The organism is Paenibacillus sp. SZ31, from assembly GCF_012912005.1.
GTDB lineage: Bacteria > Bacillota > Bacilli > Paenibacillales > Paenibacillaceae > Paenibacillus.
In genome coordinates this window covers 667,794-689,207 of the sequence record NZ_JABBEA010000001.1, presented here as the reverse complement: position 1 = coordinate 689,207, position 21,414 = coordinate 667,794, and the positions used below count along the sequence as shown (strand labels likewise).

Genomic DNA, 21,414 nt, shown 5'->3' with positions numbered 1-21,414 from the left:
TTTTTTGCGTGGAACAATTGTGATATATTGGACATAGGAGACTAAAGGGGGAACTGGAATGAAAAGATTTTGGGGGCTTACTGCGATCATTTCTATTGTTTTTCTGCTTGCGGGTTGTGGTGGTAAAGATGGTTTTTCCATTTTCATTATCGATAACCAAGGAAATCCATCTGTAATCTCAGAGCAGTTGCAGGCTAATCTGCAACAGAAACTGGGCGAGGAACCTAAGGTGGAAGTGATCACCAGTGCGATGTATGATGTTCAGAAAATTATGGTAGAGTATGCGGCTGGCGGACATGATATCTTCATCTTGCCTGAATCCGACATGAAACAATACGGAAGTAATGGCTCCAACATTCCGCTGGATGATACCTTTGATCCAAAGAAGTTTGAACGGGGTGTATTTGAGGGTGGTGTATTGGTAGAGAAAGGTGAAGGAGATGAAGGTACAGATCTCAAGCAAGAATCACATCTGTATGGCATTCCGCTCGAAGATATGAAAATGTTTAAAGATGTAGAATATGCTGCGAGCAATTTGTTCGCCACCATTCCGGTATCCACGTCTAATGTCGAAGAATCCAAGAAAGTGCTGAAGGCGCTGACAGAGTAGAGAAAATACAGAATGGCTATGGAAGGAGGGAAGCGGATTGCTGATTACGGTCACAGGCGGCATAGGTAGTGGTAAAACCCGGTTTGCCCTCAATTACGCAGCCGGGATTAGCCGAGAGGGCGTATATTTATCCACTGGTGATCATGATCCCGTTATTCCCGAATTACCATCCGCTCATTATCGTGCCATTCATGCCGGGAACGGTCAGCAACTGACAGAGGTGATCACCCAGATTAATCGGGAATCCAATCTGTTTTTGGCGGATCAGCGAATTGTAATTGTGGACAGTTTGACCTCATGGATGGCTGCCGGTTTCAGGGCAACGGATGATCTGAATCATCAGCGTTCAGAGACTCAGCTTTTGCTCGATGCATTGTTGTCTTATCAGGGGAAGTTGCTTGTGATTACGAATGAAATGCATGGCACATTACATCCTACCGAGGAAGAACGGATTTTTACAGCGAGAATGGCCTCGGTTAACCGGATGCTGCAGATCCATGCTGAAAAGATGTACATGCTGGTATCCGGTCTGGCTATTGATCTGAAGGGTCAGGCAATGCGGTATGAAGACGAACGGTAACGAGATGATATAAACGGGTGATATGAAGAAGCCTCCTCGACCACGATCATGGTGGCAAGGAGGCTTTATTTATGAAGTCTATCCTTTTTTTATTTCTGCTTTTTGCTACGTCTGATCCACCAGATGATACATCCGATGACAATGATGGCCAGGATAACATACACTACAATGGAATAGACATCCATAAAGTGCAAAATGCTCTCCCATGATGCGCCAAGTGCAGCGCCAACGGAGACAAGAATGACATTCCAGATCAGTGTGCCAATGGTTGTAAAGAGAAGGAATAAACCAAATTTCATGTTGGACATGCCTGCAGGAATTGAGATGAGACTACGGACGAGGGGAACCATTCGACAGAACAATACGGTCCACATGCCATATTTGTCAAACCATGCATCGACACGGTGAATATCCTCTTTTTTGATGCGCAGAACATGTCCCCATCGTTCCACAATTTTCTCAAGGCGTTCGACGTCAATGAGGAGTCCAATACCATACAGTATCACAGCACCAAGGACGGAGCCGATGGTAGCGGCAATAATCACACCTGGAAGGGTGAGACTGGTATAGGTGGTCATGAATCCGCCAAACGGCAAGATGATTTCGGATGGAATCGGGGGAAATACGTTCTCAAGAGCAATAATGAGTGCAATGCCTATGTAGCCGTATTGTTCCATGAAATCGGTTATCCAGTTTTGCATAATCGTCTCCTTTACTTTTGGTTTCCAAAGATTTGTCGTATACTCGGCAGAGCACACCAATTCTTATATACGTGTAAAGCGATAGACTGGTTTCTGAAAAAATGGCATTCTCGTATTCATTATTATATTAACAATTGGAGGGATAACGATGGGTATATATACACGAACAGGTGACGAAGGGCAGACTTCGGTTATCGGTGGACGTGTCATCAAGGATGATGATCGAGTTGAGGCCTATGGCACGATTGACGAATTGAACTGTTTTGTCGGCCAGGCGATCAGCCTGATTGACTCTGCTCAAGGGCAATTCGAAGATCTGCGTGAACATCTGCTGGAAGTTCAGCAGGAACTGTTTGATTGCGGATCCGATCTGGCCTTCGTGAAGATTAGCGAGTCCAAATATAAGGTAAGAGATGAAATGGTCACGCGCCTGGAACAATGGATCGACCAATATGATGCAGAGAATCCGAAAGTGGAACGGTTCATTATTCCCGGTGGCAGTCAGCTATCTTCTGCTCTACATGTGTGCCGGACCGTATGTCGCCGCGCAGAGCGTCGCACGGTAACACTGGGACAACATACGGACATTAACCCGTCTGTACGACGGTATTTAAACCGACTGTCTGATTACTTCTTCGTGGTTGCGCGGACAGCCAATGCGAGACAACAGGTGGCCGATATTGAATATGTGCGGAGCAAAAAAGTATTCCGCCGCAAAGAATGAGCCACTACTATTCGCCTATTGTCTACACGGTGACCGAGCAAGAAGATGGCTGGCTGCTGAAGACCGTGCTTCAGCGCCGGCTACTGGTGTCGCGCAAGCTTTTGTCCAAAATCAAGCTGACAGAACAAGGCGTCATGCTAAATGGAGAGCGCGTGTACATTAGCGTCAAGGTAGCTGCGGGTGATGTCGTTGAAGTTCGGATGGAGCAAGAGGAATCGGATGATATTTTGCCTGAACCTATCCCCTTTACTATTCTGTATGAAGACGAGCACTTGCTTATTGTCAACAAAGATGCGGGCATCATTGTTCATCCGACACATGGTCATTACACAGGTACTTTGGCGAATGGGGTGGTTCATTACTGGAAATCCAAGGGCGAGCGATTCCGGTTCAGACCGATTCATCGACTTGATCAGGAAACGTCAGGAGTGCTAGCCATAGCCAAGAATCCCTATGTGCATCAGCATGTGTCTGAGCAGATGATCGCTGGAACAGTGGACAAGAAATATATTGCACTTGTGCACGGCAGTCCTCTCCCGGAACAAGGGTCAGTGGATGGCCCGATCGATCGCGATCCTGAAGAGCCACACCGCCGAATCGTAACACCTGATGGCTACGCTGCAAGAACGTTGTACACGACCACAACACGTTGGTCAGGGGGAAGCGCCAGTGCGATAAGCCTCAAGCTGGAAAGTGGCAGAACCCATCAGATCAGGGTACATATGACGTCCATCGGATGCCCGTTGATCGGTGACCGGATGTACAAGACATTATCTGTGCACGAGATCGATGAGCAGACCATAGCTGTTCGGGAGGAACGGGACAGCTGGATCGAACGCCAGGCATTACACGCTTGTGAATTGACGTTCGAACATCCAATTCTAAAGGAACGCATAACGTTCCAAGCCCCTTTTCCAGCAGATATGGCTGCGCTGGAGAAGCGTTTGAATGAGGAGGCAGCTCCAAGGGAAGAACTTTAGGAAGCTGCGACGGGGCCTTAGATGTGCACCCTATGTCGCAGCTCTTTGCACGGCCCGTCCTGATTGGGACAACGCTGGTTGGCTAACTTGTGTGAGGGATGCTTCATGCACCCGAACAACATGCCGTAGGCTATTCTTACGGTTTCATGGTCTAATGTATTGATGATTAGCAGTTTCATGTTAAATATTTTAAAATTTCTAATCTGTAAAAGCGTTTAAAGATATTAAAGCTGTAAGGTCTTGATCCAAAAAATATAGCGAATGTGTTTTGATCTCATTCGCAAAAGTCAGTAAAATTACATGGCGATGGTATCGATTTGGAGCGACTTTTGGATTTGCGAAGCAAACCAAGGGAAGCGAGAAGTCGAAACCGGAGCCACACCGGAGCCACACACTAGGAGGTACACAAAATGAGTAATTTAAAAGTATATCAATATGCCAAATGCGGCACATGCCGCAAAGCTGTGAAATGGCTTGAAGCTCAAGGACATGAGCTGGAGCTAATCCCCATTTTCGACTCACCGCCATCAGAATCTGAATTAACAGAACTGATCCAAAAAAGCGGATTGGAAGTGAAGAAGTTCTTTAATACGAGCGGGGAAGTGTATAAGGAACAACAACTGAAGGACAAGCTTCCGGGCATGTCCGCTGATGAACAGATTCGTTTGTTGGCTTCCAATGGTCGTCTGATCAAACGTCCGATCGTTACGGATGGAGAAAAGGTAACGGTTGGATTCAAGGAAGAAACGTATGAGCAGGAATGGAATAACGCATAAACGTGCTGAATATCAGCCTTGAATTGTTCAAAATTCAGGGCTTTTTTGGCTGAACGATGGTTGGCGGAACTATGCTATAATGATAGAATTAGTTCGATATTTTATTTGCTATAGAAATTGAACTAAACATTTACACGAAAATGGAGAGGACAGAAATAACCTGAAGAAGCGGAGCGTTCGCCTTTATCCCCGGATTTTCCCCTTTGGAAAAGGGAATCAAAAAAATCTGGGGATAACAGCGATCAGAAGGTTGTTCTGTCATCGGAATGGTAAGTGTAAATATACTTTAGTTTAATTTCTATAGAATCAGGACAGGAGAGAACAAATTCAAGTGAATCAACGTAATGAACCTACTTTGTTGCTGGTAGACGGTATGGCGGTGTTGTTCCGTGCTTTTTATGCGACATCTGCAAGCGGATATATCAGACGTACAAAGGCAGGATTGCCTACCAACGCAGTCTACGGATTTATCCGTTATTTCTGGGATGCGGTTCAGACTTTTGGGCCAAGTCATGTCGTATGTTGTTGGGATATGGGCGGTAAGACGTTCCGCGGTGAAGAATACGCAGCTTACAAAGGCAACCGGGCAGAAGCTCCGGATGACCTGATTCCCCAGTTTGCCCTGATTCGTGAAGTCATGGATAGCTTGGGTATTCCGAATATAGGTGCACAAGGATTCGAAGCCGACGATTGCATCGGGACGCTTGCGAAGTATTACACCGAAGAGACAGATATGAATGTTATGGTACTGACGGGTGACCACGACATGCTGCAACTGATTAATGATCGCACAAGTATTATTATTATGAAAAAAGGCCATGGCAACTACATGGTGTACAACCCTGAGACGCTCATGGCAGAGAAACAACTGACACCTCGTCAAGTGATTGACATGAAGGGTCTGATGGGAGATGCCAGCGACAATTATCCCGGAGTACGGGGAATTGGTGAGAAAACAGCGTTGAAGCTTGTACAGGAATACGGCTCCATTGAAGGGATTCTGAGCAACATGGATAAACTGACCCCTTCGGTGCGTAACAAGATTGAGAATGATTTGGACATGCTTCATCTGTCCCGCAAACTGGCAGAGATTCATTGTGCTGTTCCGGTTGCCTGTGCGCTGGATATCTGTGAATTGCGTCTTGATCCGCATATGGTGATGGACAAGTTTGAACAACTTGAGATGAAGAGCCTTGGCTCTTGGATGGGAGTGGCAATAGGGTGAGCAACATGAAGAACGTACGAACAGGTAAAAAGTGGTGGACAGGGGCTATGGCCCTCGTCCTGGCCTTACCCGTAATTCTTTCGGGAGCAGTAAGTGCGCCACAGACAGTGGATGCCAAAGCAGCAATTAGCACCAAAGTACAGAAAGTAAAAGCAGCAGGACGCAATTTTACCGTACAGACGGTTACGATTCCTAAGGGAACACCGGTTACGGTGGGACTCGCGAAGAAGCAAGTGGGCCAGACGGCAACACTGCCATCGATCGTGAAAGCCTATGGAGCACAAGCAGCCATTAACGGAGCATTTTTTGAAGCATATAACGGAGCACCAGATCCATATGGCATGTTAATAGCAAATGGTAAGGTCATACATATTGGTAGATATGGAACATCCATCGGATTTAAGGAAGACGGCTCGGCGATCATGGATTCACTTCAGGTGAGCCTGACAGGTAAAGTGACGGATACGAAAGGCAAATCACGCAGTTGGTATGCCACCTTTATTAATCGAACACCTTCAGCGAATGCCAGCATTACGATGCTGTATACGCCTGAACGAGGTGCTACAGTCGGGTTCAAAGGTGGCACTGCGGTTGTCATGGAAAAAGGTGTCGTGACCAAAAAAGTACCCAATACGAATGTAGCGATTCCTAAGAATGGCTCAGTATTGGTCTTCACAGGTAATCAGAAGTCTTCTTCGGACCGTTTCACCGTTGGTTCAACCGTAGAAATGAATTATAAGTATACGAACGCAGCAGGCAAAGAGATCCCTTGGCAAGATGTAGTGACTGCTGTTGGAGCAGGACCACGTCTGGTAAAAGACGGTAAGGTAGCTGTAAATCCGACGAGCGAAGGTTTCAAGGATGCCAAGATTCTTACCGCATCCGGTGCCAGAAGTGGTATCGCCATCATGGCGGATGGTTCTGTCATGCTGGCTACCGTTTCTGGAGCGACAGTCAAGGAGTGGGCAGCGGTGATGCAGAAGCTTGGTGCCAAACAGGCTATGAATCTGGATGGCGGTGCATCCTCGGGCATGTATGCCGGGGGCAAAATGCTGACTTCTCCAGGCCGGCTCTTGAGTAATGCACTGGTATTTGGTGGCTCTGTGCGTTAAAAGAAAGTAATTATGGGAGGTATGATGCAAATGACACTCACATCGGATCGAAAGCCAGGGGGAGGCAACACAGCAGTTCTGGCCATTAATGTAGGACTGCCGCAGGCGCTCCCTGGGCAGAAGCGTGAAGTGATGAGCGGCATTGTCAAACATCCTGTATCCGACGCGGTTTTCCTGTCATTCACTGGAATGACAGGGGATGCGCAGGCGGATCTGGTGCATCATGGCGGACCTGACAAGGCCGTTTGTGTATACGATTACAGTCGTTATCCGGCGTTGGAACAGCTGATGAATCGCAAGCTGGACTGGGGAGCTTGTGGAGAAAATCTGACGGTTGAAGGCTGTGCCGAAGAAGACGTCCGGATTGGTGATGTGTACGAGTTGGGCGAAGCCACGGTGCAGGTCAGTCAGCCCAGACAACCTTGCTTCAAGCTGGGTGTGAGGTATGACTATAAGGAGCTGCCTGTTTATTTTCAAGAGAGTGGACATACCGGTTTTTACTTTCGTGTACTGCAAGAAGGGGAGGTAAGGCCTTCGTCGGTATTTCGACGGATTAACACAGATCCAGCCTCAATGACGGTTCTTGAAGCCAATCGAATTATGCATCAGGGGAAAGAAAATGCCGAAGGTATTCAGGCGCTGCTGGCCATTCCTGCGCTGTCAGACAGCTGGAGGCAGACGTTAATGAAACGATTGTCCAAGCTGGAGATTAAGTAGCAGGGTAATTATAGTGTCATCAATTAAAATAATATCAATTCCTATTAAACTAACTTGGGAGTGTGACTAACATGACGATCTTAGGCGCAATTGAAGCAGGCGGAACAAAATTTGTATGTGGTATTGGCACGGAAAATGGAGAAGTTCTGGAACGCGTAAGTTTTCCCACGACGACACCGGAAGAGACCATGGCTCAAGTAATTTCGTTTTTTGAAGGCAAAGGCATTGAAGCGCTGGGCGTAGGTTCATTTGGTCCGATTGATCCGATTGAAGGAAGCCCAACGTATGGTTATATCACAACAACACCTAAACCACATTGGGGACAGTATAACGTGATTGGCAAGCTCAAGGAGCATTTTGATGTACCGATGACATTTGATACGGATGTGAATGGCGCGGCACTTGGAGAAGCAACCTGGGGGGCTGCACAAGGTCTTGAGAGCTGTCTGTATATCACTGTGGGTACAGGCATTGGTGCAGGTGCTGTAGTTGGCGGTAAAATGGTCCATGGATTGTCACATCCAGAGATGGGACATATCATTGTACGCAGACATCCGGAGGATACATACGAAGGTTTCTGTCCGTACCATGGTGACTGTCTCGAAGGCCTTGCAGCAGGACCGGCCATTAACAAACGTTGGGAGCAACCGGCTTATGAACTGCCCGCAGATCATAAAGCATGGGAGATCGAAGCACATTACCTGGCACACGCACTGATGAACTATGTTCTGATTCTCTCACCGCAGAAAATCGTAATGGGTGGCGGGGTAATGAAGCAGGAGCATCTGTTCCCAATGGTTCGTAGCAAACTACAGGAGTTGCTTGCAGGATATGTTCAGCATCCGGCACTTCAATCCGATATTGACCAGTATATTGTATCACCAGGACTTGGCGACAATGCAGGACTGTGTGGTTCGCTGGCGCTTGCCAAATTAGCGCTGAACAAGTAGTACAATAAGGGATTGACGAATTTTACCATTGTGGTATGATATGGGCAACAGCATAGTACGGTTAATGAGGAAGCACCTCTCTTGCATGAATTTTGCAGGAGAGGTGTTTTTTTTGCTGCCTGTAGGTAGCATATCTAACCTGTATAGGCTGAAATGTCAAAGGGAGGGAACGGAAAATGGAAGTCATTTTCATGAACAGATTGTCCAGAATGTCAGATCAGAATGCAGAGTATGCGCAGCTATGGATTGGGGAAGAGGACGATAGCTGGCAGCTGGGATGGAGTCGCTACGAGGAAGGAGAACGTGAGGACAGCATTTGGTACGAAGGGACCTCTTGGGAGGAGCTACTTCATATCTACCGTCATCAGCTTGCCATACAGATGAGTGAGGGGTACCGACCGCAGTTGCAGGGGTTATTCCACGAGAATGATGATCTGAAGTCACGCAGTTATGGTGGGCAGCGGCTCCATTGTTATAGTGAACTATACGGCAACGAGCAGTTATATACGGATCTGTGCACATGGCGCAGGAAGAGAGCTGTGTCTGACCGGAAGGCACCGTATTTTATTGCAACAAATCGTCTGCTGCGTTTGATCAGTGCCTTTGTTCCACAGTCGATGGATGAGCTGATGCAACTGCCCGGCGTAGGAGAGAGCAAAGCAACCGAGTATGGTACGGAATGGATGGAGATTACGAACGGGTTGGAGCGTTCAACGACATTCCCGCTGGACTGGGTATACACGGCGCTGAAGGAAGAAGAGTATGAGAGCTGGTTATACAAGCAGAGAGAGCAGAAGTACAAGCAGGAACTCGACAAGTTCACCACGCGTAAGCAAGTGCTTGAAGGTATGAAGGAAGGATTTACGTTAGAGGAGATTGTTAATCGATCCGGATTATCCCGACGTGAGTTGATTGAGCTGTTAGAGACACTGGATCTTGAAGGTTATGACACCGATTGTCTTCTTGATGTGGAGTTGGCGGTTATGCCAGAGAACGAACAAGAGGCCGTATGGAGCGCGTATGAGGAGCTGGGAGATACGTTCCTGAAGCCAGTATTACATAAGGTGTATGGAGGAGAGAAGCCTGACGGAGGAAGTCTGGAGCAGGTCTATGAAAGACTGCGCATGATTCGAATCCGTTTTCGTCGGCATGCAGAGACAGAGCAGAATGTTGGTTAGGTGAAGGAAATGAAAAAAAGACGAGGCGTTTCTCCTACAGGAGCGCTTCGTCTTTGTTATTTCATACGAGTTCATACCCAGTCTTTTTTGCGGAAAATGAAGAACATGCTCAGGCCCAGTGTAACCATCAGGCCAATCACAACAAAATAGCTGTATTTCCAGTTAAGCTCTGGCATATTCGTAAAGTTCATTCCGTATATACCCGTAATGACCGTCAGCGGCATGAAGACCGTGGTAATGGCAGTAAACACACGCATGATCTCATTCGCCCGGTTCGCAATACTGGACTGGTAGGCTTCTCGTAAGTTGCCCATCAGGTCGCGATATGTTTCAAAGGTTTCAGATATTTTTACAGCATTCTCATAGATGTCACTGAAATACTTTTGCAGTTGATCATCGATGAGACGCAGATCTTTTTTGTTTAGTGTATTAATGACCTCTTTCTGAGGTCCAAGGACTTTTTTCAGCCACAGAATCTCACTGCGCAGTCCGATGATTTCATTCAGATGTGACTTTTTGGTGTGCATCAGAATGTCTTCCTCAAGCTTCTCGATCCGAGCTTCAATTCGGTCACCTACGGTGAAATAATTATCAACAATCAAGTCAACCAGCAGGTAGAGCAGACGATCCGGTGTACTAATTTCCTGTTCCCACAGGATGGGCTTCAGGGTGCGCAATTCGCTGACCTTCTGCTTCGTAACACTAATAATGAAATGTCTGCCGAGGAACAAGTTCACCGCACGTAGAAAAATCTCTTCATCATCAAAACGGATGCTATTAATCACAATAAAGTAATGGTTCTCATAAATTTCAATCTTCGGACGTTGTTCTTCATCACTGAGGCAATCTTCCACTGCCAGATCATGCATCAAGAACAGCGGCTGAAGTACCGCCAAATCGTCTACGTCCGCATCAATCCAGTAAAATCCTTCCGCTGGTGGAGTCAGCGCCTGCTGAATGTCGTCCACCGGAATAAATACACCGTTGTTAACCAACCGGATTTTCATTGTTAATCTACTCCTTCTGCACCCGCCAACTTGGCGGATATTATCATTATGGGCGCAAAAAGAACAAATCAGCCGGTCGGCAGCGGAGCCTGGAGATCAGGGCTGCGTTCACTATATATTCAAACGGAAGTCACGTCCCGCTGCCGGCATGCTGATGTCAATTCTCTATGCAGTTTGTCGGAATTCGGCTGCCAGTCAGGCCTCGGGTCGCCATCCATTTAATATGTCACCTCTCACATAAGGGTTTATAACACCTTGTTTAGTATACCGCTGGTACAAGGTGCTTTCAAGCGCAAAAATGTGTCTATTTCGCGCCCTGAGGCAGTGTATGACAACGGATGATGAACGGTTCCGATCTGGAAAGCAGACGTAGAACTGCAACTTGACGTGAGGGCATTAATGTAATAAAGTAGACGGTGAACCATATTAAATTACAATCTAATACAGCGAAATCTTATCAAGAGTAGGTGGAGGGACTGGCCCGATGAAACCCGGCAACCGGCGGTATACCGCACGGTGCTAATTCTTGCAGCGACCAAGTGTCAAGTGGCACTGTTGTAACTGAGAGATGAGAGAGGCGCATATCTATTTACATATGACCTTTCTCGAAATCCGAGGAAGGTCTTTGTCATATGCCCCGACTTCTCAGCAGTGATTTTCGCTAAGGAACTTGAGGTTGTCGTAACTTTGGATGGAACTTCAATCCAATGGTTGTAGACAAGCTCATGGCAGCCTACAACTGTATTGATGTGAAGACATCAAGCCAGCAGTGGCTGCATCTATTTATGCACAAGGAGGAGTTAGACTACCCATGCCAATCAAAATACCCGATACGCTACCAGCAAAAGAAGTCCTTGAAGGAGAGAATATCTTCGTCATGGATGAAACTTCTGCATACCAGCAGGATATTCGTCCACTCCGTATCGCTATATTAAACCTGATGCCCACAAAGGAAACGACCGAAACACAATTGCTTCGTCTGGTGGGAAACACGCCCATTCAGGTGGATGTCGTTCTGGTACATCCCAAATCCCATACGTCGAAGAATACGTCTCAGGAGTATTTGGATCTGTTCTATAAAACCTTCGATGAGATTGAGCATCGTCGTTTCGATGGAATGATCATTACGGGTGCCCCTGTGGAACAGATGGATTTCGAAGACGTGAACTATTGGAATGAAATCCAGGAGATCTTCGAATGGACCAAAACCAATGTGACTTCAACCCTGCATATATGCTGGGCTTCCCAGGCAGGTTTATACCATCATTTCGATGTACCCAAGGTTGCGCTTGATGAAAAGTGTTTTGGGGTTTTCCCACATACCATCAACAAGCCTCATGTTCCGTTGTTGCGTGGATTTGATGAAGTATTCAACGTTCCACATTCCCGTCATACGGAAGTGAGACGCGAAGATATTGAAAAGAATGAGAAATTAGAGATTTTGGCTGAATCCGAGGAAGCTGGTATTTTCCTGGTTGCTACCAAAGACGGCAAACAGATTTTTGCTACAGGACATGCCGAGTATGACCCTTTCTCATTAAAGTGGGAGTATGACCGGGATGCAGCGAAAGGGATGGATATTGCATTACCTAGACATTATTATCCGAATGATGATCCTTCCCGTGTGCCACCGGCTACTTGGCGTGCTCATGCCAACTTATTATTCTCTAATTGGCTCAATTACTATGTGTATCAAGAAACACCTTACGATATTGGCCCGCAAATCTAATCGAGATTACAGGAGGATGCAGCAATGGAAGACAACAACAAGTTGAAAATCGAAAGCCGCTTAGCACAAATTGGGTCCATCAATGAACCGGTAACAGGCGCCATTAACTTTCCGATCTATCAATCCACTGCGTTTCGCCACCCGAAGCTTGGTCAAAGCACGGGGTTTGATTATATTCGTACGACCAACCCAACACGCAAAGTGTTGGAAGAAGCAGCTGCAGCGCTGGAGTCCGGTGATGCAGGGTTTGCCTGTAGCTCAGGTATGGCCGCGCTGCAAACCATCTTTGCCATGTTTGGTCAAGGGGATCATCTGATTGTATCGCTGGATCTGTATGGCGGCACCTATCGTCTGCTTGAACGCATCCTGTCTCGTTTCGGCGTAACTGCAAGTTATGTGGACACGAATGACCTTGCAGCACTGGAGAATGTTCGTCAACCGAATACCAAAGCTGTATTCATCGAGACACCAACGAATCCGCTGATGATGATTACAGATGTGGAAGCCGTCGCTTCCTGGGCGAAAAGTTACAACCTGTTGACAATTGTTGACAACACGTTGCTGACTCCATTTTTCCAACGTCCGATTGAGCTGGGTGCCGATATCATCATTCATAGTGCTACCAAATATCTGGGCGGACACAATGATGTGTTAGCCGGATTAATCATAACCAAGGGTGAGGCATTATCTGCGGAAATGGCGTTCCTGCATAATTCCATTGGGGCCGTGTTGTCTCCAAGTGACTCTTACCAGTTAATGAAAGGCATGAAAACGCTGGCTCTTCGCATGGAGCGTCACGAGTACAATGCGCTTACCATTGCCAAATACTTGCTTGAGCATCCAGCAGTGGGTGAAGTGTATCATCCAGGCCTGTCGGATCATCCTGGGTATGCGGTGCAGAATAAACAATCCACAGGTAACACAGGTATTTTCTCTTTCAAAGTGAAGGATGCACGTTATGTTGAACCATTGCTGCGTCATATCAAACTCATTGCTTTTGCCGAAAGTCTCGGTGGAGTCGAATCTCTTATGACTTACCCGGCGGTACAAACGCATGCGGATATACCTCTTGAAATTCGTGACGCTGTAGGTGTGGATGACCGTCTGCTTCGGTTCTCCGTGGGCATTGAACATGCAGATGATCTGATTGCAGATCTCGGCAATGCTCTGACCGCTGCACAACAGGAAATTGAAGGAGGCGTGCACTCATGAGTGAGTCCAACAACAAACCAAATTCCGAGTTGAAATTCAATACCAAATTGCTTCATTTCGGTGATGAGATCGACAAAACGACTGGAGCTTCCAGTGTACCGATCTATCAAGCTTCAACATTCCATCATTTTGATATCTTCAATCCGCCTCAACATGATTACAGTCGTTCAGGTAATCCGACACGTCAGGCACTGGAAGATTACATCACACTGCTGGAGGGTGGAGCGCGAGGATTCGCCTATTCATCGGGAATGGCCGCGATTTCCAGTGTGTTCATGATGTTCTCCGCAGGGGATCACATGATTGTAACGGAAGATGTATATGGGGGTACGTATCGTTTGCTTACTTCCATATTGAGCCGTATGCAGATCGAGACGACCTTTGTAGACATGACCAATATAGATGAAGTAAAAGCGGCGCTCAAGCCGAACACCAAGGCAGTTTATATGGAAACACCGTCCAACCCGACACTGCGAATCACGGATATCGCTGCTGTGACTGACTGGTCGAAGGAAAATGACCTGATCACGATTCTGGATAACACTTTTATGACACCTTACTATCAGCGTCCAATTGAGCTTGGTGTGGATATCGTCGTACATAGTGCTACGAAGTTTCTCGGAGGTCACAGTGATGTACTGGCAGGGTTAGCCGTTGCCCGCACGGAATCACTTGGCGTACAACTGAAACAGTTGCAAAATGGACTCGGAACTGTACTTGGGGCTCAAGAATCATGGCTTCTGATGCGCGGCATGAAAACCTTGGGAGCTCGCATGGCTCACAGCGAACAGAGCACAGCCAAACTGGCAGCTTGGCTTAATGAGCGCAGTGATATTACGGCTGTCTTTTATCCTGGACTGGAGGATCATCCGGGCCGTGAGGCACATGAGCGCCAGTCAACGGGGTATGGAGCTGTCGTTTCGTTTGACGTTGGTTCAGGCGATCGCGCAAAAGCAGTTCTTAACCGGGTGAAGCTACCCATTGTCGCTGTAAGCTTGGGAGCTGTGGAGAGCATTCTGTCTTACCCAGCGATGATGTCTCATGCGGCAATGCCGGCTGAGGTTCGCCATGACCGAGGCATTACAGATGGGTTGCTGCGTTTCTCGGTGGGTCTGGAAGACATCGAAGATCTGATTGTAGATTTGGAACAAGCACTTCAGGAATCATAGGAAAAGTGGGTACCCGAATACGCCTAGGTGTATCGTTTAATATCGAATGAATTTGATTCCATATGTAAAAATTTTTACTTATTTTTAAAGCACCTGTACATAAGGTGCTTTTTTTCACATGTAACCTGTGTTACGATATGTGGAGTACAGAAATACGATGTTGCCACCAGAACTTGCTTCTCTTAAACAAGTTGGGACGGATCGTTATATAATTTCTCTTCATGAGGGAGGCTTTTTTACGATGAGTACGGTAGACCGTATCTTAGATAAAGCCCTTCGGGGCGAACGTTTGGACTTGGAAGACACGATTCAGCTATTTGAATCCAATGAAGTGGACAAAATCGGGGCAGCTGCTAATGTCGTTATGAAACGCATGCACCCTGAACCATACAGAACATTTGTAATTGGGCGTAACGTCAACTACACGAACGTGTGTGATGTGTACTGCCGTTTTTGTGCTTTCTATCGCAGACCTGGTTCGGATGAAGGTTACGTGCTTCCGGACGAAGTTATTTTCCAGAAGATTCAGGAAACGGAAGATGTGAATGGTACCGAGATTCTGATGCAAGGCGGAACGAATCCGAACCTGCCTTTCAGCTATTACACAGACCTATTGAAAGCCATCAAGGAGCGTTTCCCGAACATCACCATGCACTCTTTCTCACCTGCTGAGATTATGAAAATGGTTGAAGTATCCGATGGTCTTACATTGGAAGAGGTTGTTCGTGCCATTCACGAAGCTGGACTGGATTCCCTGCCTGGTGGTGGTGCTGAAATACTGGATGACCGCACACGCCGGAAAATCAGCCGCTTGAAAGGTTCATGGCGGGATTGGATGGACGTGATGCAAACGGCACATCGCATCGGCATGAACACCACAGCAACAATGGTTATCGGCCTTGGTGAATCGATGGAAGAGCGTGCATTGCACTTGCTCCGTGTACGTGAAGCTCAGGACGAATGTATTGCGAACAAGTATGACTCCGAAGGTTTCCTGGCGTTCATTCCTTGGACTTTCCAACCGGATAATACAAACCTCAAGCTGGAGCGTCAGACGCCAGAAGAGTACTTGAAGACTGTAGCCATCAGCCGACTGGTGCTGGATAATATCAAGAATATTCAATCCTCTTGGGTAACCATGGGTCCTGAGATCGGTAAGAAGTCGCTTGAATTTGGCTGTAATGACTTCGGTAGCACGATGATCGAAGAGAACGTCGTATCTGCTGCTGGTGCAACATATAAAGTTAACATTGAATCCATTCTCCGTTTGATTCGGGAGTCCGGTTATATTCCGGCACAACGTAACACCCGATATGACATCGTGCGCATGTTCGACGAAGAGAATTCCGTGCATGAAGATTTCGTAATGCAGAACTAATATTAATTATTTGAAATTACGCTTATACATGTTATAAATGCTAATCGTAGATGAGTGTTTATAAAGCCAAGCCCGCCGACTACTCCGTTTGGAGAGACGGTGGGCTTTTTGATTTTTCCGCAGATCAAGGTCATTAAACAGTACATCTTACGCAATTGCCGATATTTTATATTGAAATTGAACTGTTACAATGAGAAGGAACTTGTGTAGTCAGACATGCTGGGAAGGGGCTAGCCAACCGATGAAGAGAAGAATACTTGGAAAGACAGAACTGGACGTACCTGTATTGAGCTTTGGAGCATCCTCACTCGGTTCAGTATTTCGTGACATTGACCGGGACGAAGGGGTTCGTACCGTACATGCTGCCGTAGATGCGGGGATAAATTACATAGACGTTTCACCTTATTACGGACTGACGAAGGCGGAGACGGTGTTGGGTGAAGCCATTCGTAGCTTGCCGCGCAGTTCGTACTTTTTATCAACCAAAGCCGGACGGTATGGGGAAAATGAGTTTGATTTTTCTCGTCAGCGGATTCTGAATAGTGTGCAAGAGAGTCTGAATCGACTGCATACGGACTATATTGATATTTTATTCCTGCATGATATTGAATTTGTACCAGCAGAGATTATTATCGAAGAAGCCTTTCCAACGTTGCTGCGGCTGAAAGAGCAGGGAGTTATCCGTCATGCGGGGATATGCGGATTGCCCTTGCCGTTGTTCGAGAAGGTTCTGCCACAGATCGATGCCGAGGCGATCATCTCGTATTGTCATTATTCATTGAATGATACCTCATTGTTATCGTTGTTGCCCCTGTTGGAAAAGAAGGAAGTGGGCCTCGTGAATGCTTCGCCTCTTTCTATGGGCTTGTTAAGTACCCGAGGTGCTCCTGCCTGGCATCCGGCAGATGAACGGGTGAAACAACTCTGCTTGAAGGCTGCCCGCTTCTGTGCAGAACAAGGCAGTGACATTGCCAAGCTGGCTGTGCAATTCTCGACGGCGAATGAACGCATTCCCACAACACTGGTGAGCAGTGCCAACCAGCGCAATATCATCAATAACGCAACGTGGGTAGAAGAACCGATAGATCAGGGCCTACTGGATGAAGTGTTGCGCATTTTGGCCCCATTGCATAATGAGACGTGGTCAAGCGGACGTCCTGAATATAATACAGAGCATAACAACATGACATCAGAAGCATCCAAGGGGGAACAACGATGAGAGCCATTGTATGTCAAGAAATAGACCGTTTGGAGCTGCAGGACCTTCCTCAACCGGAACGAGCAGAAGGGGAGGCATTGATTGCCATTCGACGGATTGGTATCTGTGGAACGGATCTGCATGCGTACAAAGGCAATCAGCCGTTCTTTACCTATCCTCGCGTACTCGGTCATGAACTGGCGGCTGTTATTGAAGAGATCGGTCCGAACGATGCAGGGCTGCAGCCCGGGGATCAGGTAAGCATTATTCCGTATCTGCACTGCGGTCATTGTATTGCATGTCGCAATGGAAAAACCAATTGCTGTGTGTCCATGCAAGTCATGGGTGTGCACGTTGACGGAGGCATGAGAGAAAGAATCAGCGTGCCTGTCTCACATCTGCTTTCAGCAGAAGGTTTGACGCTGGATGAGACGGCGATGGTAGAACCATTAAGCATTGGTGCCCATGCCGTCAGGAGAGCAGGAATCAAGCCTGGTGAGCATGTGGTTGTGATTGGAGCTGGCCCCATTGGACTTGGCGTCATGGCATTCGCCAAACAGGCGGGGGCATGTGTTATTGCCGTTGATCGTAATCTGGACAGGCTGGAGCTCAGTCGTACTTGGGCTGGGGCGGATGATCTGGTTCAGGCCAATGAACGTACTGTAGAACAAGTGGCTGAAATCACCGGAGGTGACTATGCTACGGCTGTTTTTGACGCAACAGGTAATGTGAATTCCATGAATGAGGCCATTCAATATGTGGCGCATAGTGGTCAGCTCATTTTTGTAGGGCTAGTGAAAGCGGATATTACCTTTCATGATCCTGAGTTTCACAAGCGAGAGATGAGTATCCTGGGCAGTCGAAACGCAACCCGTGAAGATTTTGAACATGTCCTGTCGACCTTGCGTCAAAAGAAGTTAAGCATGAATTGTTATATCACACACCGCGTGGAATTTGATGAGTTACCTACAGCAATAGACCAATGGTTATTGCCAGATTCACATGTAGTCAAAGCCATCGTTGAGCTATAATAACAATTAATTATAATAACAGAAAAAAACGCTCTCTGACCTTGGTGGACAATACTGTCCATCCATAGGGGAAGAGAGCGTTTTTTGTAAGTTGAATTAAAATTACACGACAACGAAGAGGGCAGAAAAAACCTGAAAAAGCGAAGCGTTCGCCTTTATCCCCGGATTTTTCCCTTGAGAAAAGGGAATAGAAAAAATCTGGGGATAACAGCGATTGGAAGGTTGTTCTGTCATCGTAGTGTCAGTGTAAGTATCTTTAGTTCAACTTACATGAGCTATTATTTTTCCGGATTCGTCACAATGCCCGCATGCGGATCAATGTGACGCACAATGGACTTCAACCAGATCATCTCCAGCACGTGTACCTCATAATAAAGTGCACCCGGGATCTGTTTGATCCATCCTTCCGCCATAGCGAGTTGTGTTGAGTCAGAAGCTGCTTCCAGCGTTCCAGGTTCACGGCGCAGCCGTTTGCGTACAGCTTTTTCAACTTGAGAGCTTTGCGTGGTCAGAATGCATATTTTGCGTTTGGAAGAGAAGCCCCTGAACGCAATGTACACCATTTCATAAGCAATAAGATAGGCGATTACGGAATACATCGCTTGGTCCCAGCCAAAGACAACCCCAGCGGCTGTCAGTATCAACAAGTTAAGCAGCATGATTATTTTTTCGATAAGCATCCGTTTCCCGCTAAATACACGTTCAGGTGGACGGGAAGACGGATCACCGATTTCCAGCGTATCCAGTGTCCCACCATACCGCACGACGAGCCCAATTCCGAGTCCGAGGCATAATCCGCCAAACATGGCGGCAGCCAGCGGGTGCTCTACAAGTGGCGGCATGGGATGAAGCACAATGGCACCGATCGAAAAGACAACCAGACCTAGAACAGTTACCAGTACAAATTTCTTCTGCACAATCTTGTAGGACAGAAATATAAACGGAACATTGAATAAAAATAGGAATAATCCAATCCTCATTTCGGTCCAGTGGGCGAACAGTGAGGAAATGCCTGTAATGCCTCCAATAATGATCTTATTGGGGTGTAAGAACAATTCAAGTCCCACGGAGGCCAGAATTCCGCCCGCAATCACAAGCAACAAGTTTAACCAGCGGCGGGTAGATGATATTCTGGTCTTGGCGGTGTTTGGCACCGGATTAGCCGATATCAGAGGTGCTTTCATAGGTCATCCTCCTTTGTGCGGCTTTCGAGCCATTCTCCCTGGGTTAATCACAGAAAGATCGGCGTAGAGCCGCGAAGTACGATAGTATGTCTGTTCTGTACAGACATAGGAATTATCCTTCTTTCTGCAGAACCTTCGGTTCTTCTTTCTTTTTCCGAGTATCTTTGAACTTAAATATTTTATCCAATAAACGGAATACGTGTTTGGACTCTTTGGTCAATAAAGGACCCAGAATGGCCAGAATCAGGACATACAATGCAGCAAACGGTTGAATCATTGGTAACAGTCCACCGGCCTTACCCATGTTCGCCAAGATGATGGAGAATTCACCCCGTGACACAATGGTTAATCCGATATTGGCCGATGCTTTGGGCGATAGTCCAGCACTGCGTCCAGCCAGCATACCTGCCAGGAAGTTACCGAACAATGTAATAACAACTGCAATCAGAGCCAGCCACACGGCTTCGCCACCCAGGGACAACGGATCAATGGACAATCCGAAGCTGAAGAAGAAGATTGCTCCAAAGAAGTCACGGAACGGCAGAATCAAGTGCTCAATCCGTTTCGCATGTTCTGTTTCAGCAAGCACCAGTCCAACAAGCAATGCACCGATCGCTTCGGCAACATGAATGGTTTCAGAGAAACCGGCTACCAGGAACAAGGCTCCGAATACAACGAGAGAGAATAGTTCATTCGATCGAATTTTAAGCAATTTGTTTAGTAACGGTGTTGCTTTGCGTCCAAGGATAATCACAATAAGCATGAATCCGAGGGCAATGAGTGCGGACATGAAGACGCCTCCGATGGAGGATGAATCACTAAGTACAAGTCCGGACAAGATCGAGATATATACAGCGAGGAATACATCTTCGAACATAATGATACCCAATATCATCTCTGTCTCCGGATTGGCCGTTCGTTTCAAATCGACGAGTACCTTGGCTACAATGGCACTGGAAGAGATGGTAGTTATACCTGCGATAATAAGTGCTTCTGCGGCCGGGAAGCCGGACATAAAACCGAATAATAATCCCAGCGTAAAGTTAATGCCGATGTAGATCGAGCCGCCTACTGCAATGGAGCGACCCGATTTAATTAAACGACCTACCGAGAATTCAAGTCCAAGGTAGAAGAGAAGGAACAGGATACCGATCCGACCCATAAATTCAATAAAAGGCTGACTCTCAATAAAACGGAAGTCCAGATGCCAGATTTTCATGGCATGTGGCCCAACGGCCATCCCGATCAGAATATAAAATGGAACGACCGAAAATCTTAGTTTTGCCGATAAAAGGCCGGCTGCTGCAATGAGCACAAGGGCCAGACCTACTTCGAATATCAGATGATCCATCTATTTACCCCCTTCCAGTCAGGAGGAGGGATTTAAACAGTTTCTGCTGATTGCGTTCGCCAACGGCTACCACCGTGGATTCTGCACTGATAACTACCTCCGGACCTGGGCTGATATGTTTTTTGTGATTTTTCTCTACAACGGCGATCACCGTTGCCCCAGAGTTTTGACGTACGTCCAATTCACCGATGGATTTACCGATACTTCCGAAGGATGGTTCGATTTTGTACCACTCGATAATCAGGTCATCAAACGTGACTTCAATATTTTCAAGCTGCTTCGGTTTGTAAGTCAATCCGCCAACAATAGCAGCAATCTGTCGTGCTTCGTAATCGTCAAGCGTAATCATCGAGATACTTTGATCGGGATCATCATACTCGAAGTGGTACATTTCCCGGCGACCGTCATCGTGAATAATAATGACAATTTTATCACCGCTGCTTGTTTCAATCTGAAATTTTTTGCCGATTCCCGGCAAGTCTGTTTCGCGTACATCCATGGATTGTTGCCTCCTTATAATTAGGGGCTGGCCACAGAAGACAGGCTTATTTCCCGAAAATGAATCATCTGTTGCTCCAAGGCACATCAAATGATGCGGGTAA

Annotated in this window: 21 protein-coding genes and 1 riboswitch; of the genes, 16 read left to right on the top strand and 5 right to left on the bottom strand. The window is 46.9% G+C overall.

The annotated features are described in order from the left end of the window. Window positions 1-58: 58 nt before the first annotated feature. Complete coding sequence (locus HF638_RS03135; protein WP_169478811.1) at window positions 59-610, top strand: type 2 periplasmic-binding domain-containing protein; 552 nt, start codon at window positions 59-61, stop codon at window positions 608-610. Between the two features lie 37 nt (window positions 611-647). Then, the gene (locus HF638_RS03130) at window positions 648-1,190 is read left to right on the top strand and encodes a bifunctional adenosylcobinamide kinase/adenosylcobinamide-phosphate guanylyltransferase (protein WP_169478807.1); all 543 of its coding nucleotides are present in this window, start codon (window positions 648-650) and stop codon (window positions 1,188-1,190) included. 89 nt (window positions 1,191-1,279) lie between these two features. Here HF638_RS03130 and HF638_RS03125 read toward each other — a convergent pair whose 3' ends face one another. Continuing rightward, the gene (locus tag HF638_RS03125) at window positions 1,280-1,891 is read right to left on the bottom strand and encodes a DedA family protein (RefSeq protein ID WP_145146724.1); all 612 of its coding nucleotides are present in this window, start codon (window positions 1,889-1,891) and stop codon (window positions 1,280-1,282) included. 148 nt (window positions 1,892-2,039) lie between these two features. Between HF638_RS03125 and HF638_RS03120 the strand changes: the two genes are divergently transcribed. The 8 genes from HF638_RS03120 (at window position 2,040) to HF638_RS03085 (ending at window position 9,553) form a co-directional block, all read left to right on the top strand. Beyond that, window positions 2,040-2,615 (top strand): cob(I)yrinic acid a,c-diamide adenosyltransferase, encoded by a 576-nt coding sequence (locus HF638_RS03120; RefSeq protein WP_169478806.1) that lies wholly within the window; start codon window positions 2,040-2,042, stop codon window positions 2,613-2,615. Then, window positions 2,612-3,595, top strand: coding sequence for an RluA family pseudouridine synthase (locus HF638_RS03115; RefSeq protein ID WP_169478805.1), 984 nt, complete (start codon window positions 2,612-2,614; stop codon window positions 3,593-3,595). The genes HF638_RS03120 and HF638_RS03115 overlap by 4 nt, the downstream gene beginning before the upstream one ends. A 410-nt stretch (window positions 3,596-4,005) precedes the next feature. After that, window positions 4,006-4,371, top strand: a complete 366-nt coding sequence (locus HF638_RS03110; protein ID WP_017689621.1) for an arsenate reductase family protein — start codon at window positions 4,006-4,008, stop codon at window positions 4,369-4,371. Window positions 4,372-4,702: 331 nt separating this feature from the next. Next, window positions 4,703-5,596, top strand: a complete 894-nt coding sequence (locus tag HF638_RS03105; protein WP_169478804.1) for a 5'-3' exonuclease H3TH domain-containing protein — start codon at window positions 4,703-4,705, stop codon at window positions 5,594-5,596. Between the two features lie 5 nt (window positions 5,597-5,601). Next, complete coding sequence (locus HF638_RS03100) at window positions 5,602-6,708, top strand: phosphodiester glycosidase family protein (protein ID WP_211175458.1); 1,107 nt, start codon at window positions 5,602-5,604, stop codon at window positions 6,706-6,708. A gap of 30 nt (window positions 6,709-6,738) precedes the next feature. After that, window positions 6,739-7,425: an MOSC domain-containing protein gene (locus tag HF638_RS03095; protein ID WP_169478802.1), complete on the top strand. Its 687-nt coding sequence runs from the start codon at window positions 6,739-6,741 to the stop codon at window positions 7,423-7,425. Between the two features lie 71 nt (window positions 7,426-7,496). Further along, window positions 7,497-8,375, top strand: coding sequence for an ROK family protein (locus HF638_RS03090; RefSeq protein WP_169478801.1), 879 nt, complete (start codon window positions 7,497-7,499; stop codon window positions 8,373-8,375). 176 nt (window positions 8,376-8,551) lie between these two features. Next, window positions 8,552-9,553, top strand: a complete 1,002-nt coding sequence (locus HF638_RS03085; protein ID WP_169478800.1) for an HRDC domain-containing protein — start codon at window positions 8,552-8,554, stop codon at window positions 9,551-9,553. A gap of 71 nt (window positions 9,554-9,624) precedes the next feature. Here HF638_RS03085 and corA read toward each other — a convergent pair whose 3' ends face one another. Further along, window positions 9,625-10,560 (bottom strand): magnesium/cobalt transporter CorA, encoded by a 936-nt coding sequence (corA, locus tag HF638_RS03080; protein WP_062833460.1) that lies wholly within the window; start codon window positions 10,558-10,560, stop codon window positions 9,625-9,627. 451 nt (window positions 10,561-11,011) lie between these two features. Beyond that, window positions 11,012-11,135: riboswitch (SAM riboswitch) on the top strand. 236 nt (window positions 11,136-11,371) lie between these two features. Here corA and metA point away from each other — a divergent pair. The 6 genes from metA (at window position 11,372) to HF638_RS03050 (ending at window position 18,277) form a co-directional block, all read left to right on the top strand. After that, window positions 11,372-12,289 (top strand): homoserine O-acetyltransferase MetA, encoded by a 918-nt coding sequence (gene metA / locus HF638_RS03075; RefSeq protein WP_169478799.1) that lies wholly within the window; start codon window positions 11,372-11,374, stop codon window positions 12,287-12,289. 24 nt (window positions 12,290-12,313) lie between these two features. Beyond that, on the top strand, window positions 12,314-13,501 hold the full coding sequence (locus HF638_RS03070) for a PLP-dependent transferase (protein WP_169478798.1): 1,188 nt from the start codon (window positions 12,314-12,316) through the stop codon (window positions 13,499-13,501). Continuing rightward, window positions 13,498-14,670, top strand: coding sequence for a trans-sulfuration enzyme family protein (locus tag HF638_RS03065; RefSeq protein WP_169478797.1), 1,173 nt, complete (start codon window positions 13,498-13,500; stop codon window positions 14,668-14,670). The genes HF638_RS03070 and HF638_RS03065 overlap by 4 nt, the downstream gene beginning before the upstream one ends. A 241-nt stretch (window positions 14,671-14,911) precedes the next feature. Next, window positions 14,912-16,048: a cyclic dehypoxanthinyl futalosine synthase gene (gene mqnC, locus HF638_RS03060; RefSeq protein WP_169478796.1), complete on the top strand. Its 1,137-nt coding sequence runs from the start codon at window positions 14,912-14,914 to the stop codon at window positions 16,046-16,048. Between the two features lie 241 nt (window positions 16,049-16,289). Then, window positions 16,290-17,267 carry an aldo/keto reductase gene (locus HF638_RS03055; RefSeq protein ID WP_169478795.1) on the top strand — a complete coding sequence of 326 codons (978 nt, stop codon included), beginning with the start codon at window positions 16,290-16,292 and terminating at the stop codon, window positions 17,265-17,267. Continuing rightward, window positions 17,264-18,277, top strand: a complete 1,014-nt coding sequence (locus HF638_RS03050; protein ID WP_169478794.1) for a zinc-binding alcohol dehydrogenase family protein — start codon at window positions 17,264-17,266, stop codon at window positions 18,275-18,277. Before HF638_RS03055 ends, HF638_RS03050 begins: the two co-directional genes overlap by 4 nt. Before the next feature lie 278 nt (window positions 18,278-18,555). Here the strand turns inward: HF638_RS03050 and HF638_RS03045 are convergent, their stop codons facing one another. The 3 genes from HF638_RS03045 to HF638_RS03035 all read right to left on the bottom strand — a co-directional run bounded on the left by HF638_RS03045 (window position 18,556) and on the right by HF638_RS03035 (window position 21,311). After that, window positions 18,556-19,461, bottom strand: coding sequence for a YitT family protein (locus HF638_RS03045; RefSeq protein WP_062833466.1), 906 nt, complete (start codon window positions 19,459-19,461; stop codon window positions 18,556-18,558). 112 nt (window positions 19,462-19,573) lie between these two features. Beyond that, window positions 19,574-20,812 carry a cation:proton antiporter gene (locus tag HF638_RS03040; protein ID WP_169478793.1) on the bottom strand — a complete coding sequence of 413 codons (1,239 nt, stop codon included), beginning with the start codon at window positions 20,810-20,812 and terminating at the stop codon, window positions 19,574-19,576. 4 nt (window positions 20,813-20,816) lie between these two features. Continuing rightward, the gene (locus HF638_RS03035; RefSeq protein WP_036610059.1) at window positions 20,817-21,311 is read right to left on the bottom strand and encodes a cation:proton antiporter regulatory subunit; all 495 of its coding nucleotides are present in this window, start codon (window positions 21,309-21,311) and stop codon (window positions 20,817-20,819) included. Window positions 21,312-21,414 lie beyond the last annotated feature (103 nt).